Here is a 5306-nt window from a genome sequence, read left to right as displayed (position 1 = left end):
TCCCTATGTCGGCGCGGGCGTGCTGGCCAGCGCGGCGGGCATGGACAAAGAGTTCACCAAGAAATTGCTGGCCGCCGAATCGTTGCCCGTCGGCGTGCAGGTCGTGCTGCGGCCGGGCACCGAGACCCTGTCCGAGGCCGACCGGACCCGGATCGGCCTTCCTGCCTTCGTGAAGCCCGCGCGCGGTGGCTCCTCGATCGGCATCACCAAGATCACCGATTGGGCCGATCTCGCCGCGGCCATCGCCGCCGCCCGTGCGCACGACCCCAAGGTGATCATCGAAGCGGGCATCGTCGGACGCGAAGTCGAGTGTGGCGTACTGGAATTCGCCGATGGTGAGGTGCGCGGCAGCGTCGTCTCCGAGATCCGCATGCCCGATGCCGACGCGGCCGCCCCCGAGTTCTACGACTTCGCCACCAAATACCTCGACGACGTGTGCGAATTCGATGTGCCCGCCAAGCTCGACGACGATGTCGCCGACGAGATCCGGGAGCTGTCGGTGCGTGCGTTCCGCGCGCTGGACTGCCAGGGGCTGGCGCGGGTCGACTTCTTCGTCACCGAGAACGGTCCGGTGATCAACGAGATCAACACGATGCCCGGCTTCACGCCGATCTCGCAGTACCCGCGGATGTGGGAAGCGACCGGTATCGACTACCCGACGCTGGTGTCGACGCTGATCGAGACGGCGCTCGCGCGCGGAACCGGGCTGCGATAGTTCTGTTCGGCCGCAGGGCTTTCGGCGGCGTTGTGCGCGAAAGCCCCACGGCGCCAGTCGATTAGCTCAGAGTTCGCCCGGAGTCGGTTCGCGGGCAGGCAGATTCGCGTTGATGATGTCGGACACGGTCTGCACCGCGCTGGTGCCGGAGCCGTCGGGGACGGTCAGCGCGATGTAGGTCTCGCGGTCGACGGCGAACCAGGTGCCGGTCTTGCCGACCTCGTCGCGGACCTGGAACCACTTCACGCCGTCGATCACCGTCAGCGGTGACGCGCGGTTGAACTCGAGGGGGCGGTCGAGGCCGCAGCGCAGCGTGATCGGGTCGCCGCCGTCGGGGAGCTGCCAGGCGCGGGTGGCCGGCGGGGCGGGTTCGACAAGGGTCGACTTGGTGTAGTCGCCGAGCTCGGCGGGCAGCGCCGGGAGCAGTGTTTGGCAGGCGGGGCCGTCGGCGGCGGGGGCCGGGACCGGGCCGAGGGCGAGGGGCTCGCGTTCGACGGGGGCGCGCAGGGCGATGAAGGCGGCGACCAGGACGGCGACGATCAAGACGACGGGCAGGGCGACCGCGGTGGCGATCAGCGCGGGAGAGTGGTGTGACTCGAGGTCGGCATCGTCGGAGTCCTCGTCGTCGGACTCCGAATCGCCCGCGTCCCTGTCTGTGTCGGCGGCGAGGCTCGGCTCGGTGGCGGGTTCCGGCTGGGCGCCTTCGCCGGACGACGGATTGTCGTCGGACGTCGGCTCGTCGCCGGACGATTTCGCGTCGGCAGCGGCGGTGTCGTCGGGAGTGGTCGCCTCGTCGCGATCCTCCGGTGTCGAGTCCGCCATAGCTGTGTGGTCCTTCCGTTCGCTGGTTCGCCTGCGCCGTCGGTGGTGCCCGATCGCCTCCGAAAGGGTACCGTCGGGGCGATTTCGTCGGTCAGCAGCACAGCGGGAAGGGGTCGGTCATCAGCGAGGACAGCCGTCCGCAGACGGTGCGTGAGCTGGGCGAATTCGCCTTGATCGACCGGATCAACGCCGGTCGGGAGCAGGCCGCGCACGTGCTGCTCGGCCCCGGTGACGACGCCGCGCTGGTCGCGGCGCCCGATGGGCGGTTCGTGGTGAGCACCGACATGCTCGTCGAAGGCAGACACTTCCGCCTCGACTGGTCCTCGCCCGTCGACATCGGCCGCAAGGCCATCGCCCAGAACGCCGCCGATGTGGTGGCGATGGGTGCGCGGCCTACCGCGTTCGTGGTCGCGCTCGGCTGCCCGGCCGGCACCCCCGTGTCCGTGGTCGAAGGGATCGCCGACGGGATGTGGATCGAGGCCGGCCGCGCCGGGGGTTCCATCGCGGGCGGCGACCTGGTGCGCAGCGATCAGCTGATCGTCTCGGTGACCGCGTTCGGCGACCTCGGCGGACAGCCCGCGATCACGCGCTCGGGCGCGGTGGCCGGTGACATCGTCGCGGTGGCAGGCGAACTCGGCTGGTCCGGCGCCGGGCTGGCCGTCCTGACCGGCGGCGCGGACCTCGCCGATCCCGAGTTCACCTATGCCCTTGCGACACATCGTGTTCCGCAGCCGCCGTACGCGGCGGTGATCGACGCGTTCGGCGCGCACCCCCCGACCGCCCTCACCGATGTCTCCGACGGACTGCTCGCCGACCTCGGGCATCTCGCCGCCGCCTCGAACGTCGCGATCGACGTGCACAGCGCGGCGCTGGCCGACCCCGAACTGGCGGCCCTCGCGACATTGCTCGATGCCGATGCCGCGCAATGGATTCTGGCCGGCGGCGAAGACCACGCCTTCGCCGGAACCTGGCCGGCCGAGGTGGCGCTCCCCGCGGGCTGGCGGCCGATCGGCGTAGTAACCGCAGGCAGTGGCGTCACCGTCGACGGCGTGACACCCACCGGCGGCACCGGCTGGGAATCGTTCCGTGGGGCGGACGCCACGCCCACCGACGGCGAACGATAGGTTGTGCGGTCATGGGTGCCAAACCACTGTCGGAGATCATCGATCCGGGCTGGGCCCGGGCACTGGAGCCGGTCACCGACCGCATCAGCGAAATGGGCGAATTCCTTCGCGAAGAGAACGCGGCGGGCCGCGGCTATCTTCCCGAAGGGGAGAACGTGCTGCGCGCGTTCCAGCGCCCGTTCGACGCGGTGCGCGTGCTGATCGTCGGCCAGGATCCGTACCCGACACCGGGCCACGCGATGGGGCTGAGTTTCTCTGTCACACCGCAGGTTTCGCCGGTTCCACGCAGCTTGTCCAACATCTTCGCCGAATACAGCAAGGATCTCGGCTTCGATACGCCGACCTGCGGAGACCTGAGCCCCTGGTCGGATCAGGGTGTGCTGCTGCTGAACCGGGTACTCACCGTCACCCCCGGCGCGCCCGCCTCGCACCGGGGCAAGGGCTGGGAAGCGGTCACCGAGCAGGCGATCCGGGCGCTGGTCGCCCGTGACGAGCCGCTCGTGGCGGTGCTGTGGGGCAACGACGCCCGCTCACTGAAACCCACACTGGTCGACGCCGAGGTGCCCTACGTCGAGTCGGCGCACCCCTCACCGCTTTCCGCCTCGCGCGGGTTCTTCGGTTCACGACCGTTCTCCCGGGTCAACGAACTGCTCGACGAACTCGGCGCCGACCCCGTCGACTGGCGGCTGCCCTGACCCGGGGCGTCGCCCGCACCAGAAGAGAATGATGAAGGAGCACAACCCGATGCACATCTCCACCGTTCGCGCTGCCCTCGCGACCGCCGCCGTCGCCGCCGCCATCACCGCGGGCGCGGGCTCGGCCACCGCCGCAGGCCTGCAGCTCGAGCCCTACAACGAGCAGGCCGCACCGGTGGCCACCACCCAGGTCGGCGAGGAATGGACCTCCACCGGCACCTCGACCATCTCCTCGGGCGTGAACGCGAAGGTGACCTGCCTGCTGCAGAACACCTTCAGCGCCCTCGGCGCTGCTTGTTAGAGCGGCTGGCGCCGCGGGGTTTTCGGCCCTGAGGGCCTCACATCCGAAGGGCGATACTGCGCCTTCGGCGTTCCGTCTCGCCCTTCGGATGTGAGGCGGCCGAAACCCCGTGGTGGCTGACACCCGGCGTGGCGTTGGTCGCGCCGGGGTGGTCAGTTCAGTCGCGGGAGTTGGTGACTTCTATGTCGAAGTTGGTGGCTTCTAGGTGAGGCCGACGTAGTTCGGCTTGCGCTTGCCGACGAAGGCGTCGACGCCTTCGCGGCCGGTGTCGCTGTTCGCGGCGGCCGAGATGCTGTCGCGTTCGGCATCGAGCTGCTGGTCCAGAATCGCTGTGGGCGACTGGGCCAGCAGTTTTTTCATGGCCGAGTAGGTGGCGCGGGGGCCGTTGACGAAGGTCTGTGCCAGGCGGAGGGCTTCGGCGCGGATGTCGTCGTCGGCGACCGTGCGGCTCAGGATGCCGAGGCGGACGGCTTCGTCGGCGTCGAGGACGGCGTCGGTGAGCAGGATCTCGCTGGCGCGGCCCAGGCCGACGATGCGGGGGAGCAGCCAGGACATGCCGCCGTCGGGGGACAGGCCGATGCCGGGGTAGGCGGGGCGCAGTTTCGTCGAGGGCCCACCGATCGCGATGTCGGCGGCGCAGACCAGGCTCATGCCCGCACCCGCCGCCCAGCCCTGCACCGCGGCGATCACGGGAACGGGGGCGGCCGCGAGCGCGCGGACGAACTCGTGGAGTTCGTCGGCCAGCTGGTGCAGGTAGGCGCCGCGGTCATCGGCCCCGGCGAAATTGCGGACATTGCCGCCCGCGCAGAAGTTCGCGCCCGCGCCGGTGAGCAGGATCGCGCCGACCGACGGGTCGAGGGCGCGCAGGGCCGCGGTGCCCGCGTTGATCAGGTCGAAATCCATCGAGGTGCCCGCGGCGGAGGTGGCGATGGTCAGCTGGAGCACGCCGTCGATGATCTCGGCGGCGGCGACCGGTTCGGTGGTACTCATGGCGTCACATTAACCCGGCTCGCGTCGCCACAATTGTTCGGGCAGCAGGGTGAACGGGTCGGTGCGGCGGTTGCCGGTGTCGGTGAAGCCGTGCCTGCGGTAGAAGGCGTGGGCGCGCGGATAGTCGGCGAAGACCCAGAGGGTGCACGGCGATCCGGGGGCGGCCGCCTCGATCAGGGCGTCGGCGATGCCGGTGCCGTGCCAGGCACTGCGGACGTAGAGCGCTTCGAGTTCGGCCTCGGCCTCGGTGGACGGGCACCGGTCCGCCGGTCGACCGGGTACGGGCCGATCCCGCCCGGCGGCGAAACCGATCAGGCGGTCGCCGGCCAGCGCGACCGGCAACCGGTGGGTGCCCGCGGCACGACGACGTTCCCAATTGATCGCGGAGCGTTCGAGGTCGAAGCCGTCGAGGATGTGGGCGGGCACGAGCGTGTCGTAGGCCTCACGCCAGCTGGCGATGTGGCACGCGGCGAGTTCGGTGACCCGGTTCGCCGTGAGCGGCGCGATCCGCCAGTCAGACACGGCGCACTCGTTCGAGGGCGCGGGGCCGTTGTACGACAACGCCCCGGATCACCCACGAGGGGTGCCGGGGCATTGTCGGCAGAATGTACGGGCTGAAAATCAGCCGCGGACGACCTTGCCCGCCTTCAGGCAGGAGG

Annotated in this window: 7 protein-coding genes; 4 read left to right on the top strand and 3 right to left on the bottom strand. The window is 70.2% G+C overall.

Features of this window, described 5'->3' with window-relative positions; genetic code table 11:
* On the top strand, nt 1-715 hold a 715-nt coding region (locus ACFWF3_RS23060), incomplete at its 5' end, for a D-alanine--D-alanine ligase family protein (protein WP_379315226.1).
* A gap of 66 nt (nt 716-781) precedes the next feature.
* Here the strand turns inward: ACFWF3_RS23060 and ACFWF3_RS23055 are convergent.
* Nucleotides 782-1537 (bottom strand): DUF3515 domain-containing protein, encoded by a 756-nt coding sequence (locus tag ACFWF3_RS23055; protein WP_379315225.1) that lies wholly within the window; start codon nt 1535-1537, stop codon nt 782-784.
* A gap of 119 nt (nt 1538-1656) precedes the next feature.
* Between ACFWF3_RS23055 and ACFWF3_RS23050 the strand changes: the two genes are divergently transcribed.
* Genes ACFWF3_RS23050 through ACFWF3_RS23040 form a run of 3 tightly spaced genes read left to right on the top strand, consistent with a single transcriptional unit; the run spans nt 1657 to nt 3657 of the window.
* Nucleotides 1657-2661 carry a thiamine-phosphate kinase gene (locus ACFWF3_RS23050; RefSeq protein ID WP_379315227.1) on the top strand — a complete coding sequence of 335 codons (1005 nt, stop codon included), beginning with the start codon at nt 1657-1659 and terminating at the stop codon, nt 2659-2661.
* A gap of 11 nt (nt 2662-2672) precedes the next feature.
* Nucleotides 2673-3356: a uracil-DNA glycosylase gene (locus tag ACFWF3_RS23045; protein WP_358064032.1), complete on the top strand. Its 684-nt coding sequence runs from the start codon at nt 2673-2675 to the stop codon at nt 3354-3356.
* Between the two features lie 49 nt (nt 3357-3405).
* Nucleotides 3406-3657, top strand: coding sequence for a hypothetical protein (locus ACFWF3_RS23040; RefSeq protein WP_266291645.1), 252 nt, complete (start codon nt 3406-3408; stop codon nt 3655-3657).
* A 201-nt stretch (nt 3658-3858) separates the two neighbouring features.
* Here the strand turns inward: ACFWF3_RS23040 and ACFWF3_RS23035 are convergent, their stop codons facing one another.
* Both ACFWF3_RS23035 and ACFWF3_RS23030 read right to left on the bottom strand, forming a co-directional pair.
* Nucleotides 3859-4647, bottom strand: coding sequence for an enoyl-CoA hydratase/isomerase family protein (locus ACFWF3_RS23035; protein ID WP_378626314.1), 789 nt, complete (start codon nt 4645-4647; stop codon nt 3859-3861).
* Between the two features lie 9 nt (nt 4648-4656).
* The gene (locus ACFWF3_RS23030; protein WP_379315224.1) at nt 4657-5169 is read right to left on the bottom strand and encodes a GNAT family N-acetyltransferase; all 513 of its coding nucleotides are present in this window, start codon (nt 5167-5169) and stop codon (nt 4657-4659) included.
* Nucleotides 5170-5306: the final 137 nt, after the last annotated feature.

Source organism: Nocardia sp. NPDC060220, from assembly GCF_042727815.1.
Classification (GTDB): domain Bacteria; phylum Actinomycetota; class Actinomycetes; order Mycobacteriales; family Mycobacteriaceae; genus Nocardia.
Note: the sequence above shows the minus strand (reverse complement) of the source record. Positions and strands in the feature narration are given on the sequence as shown.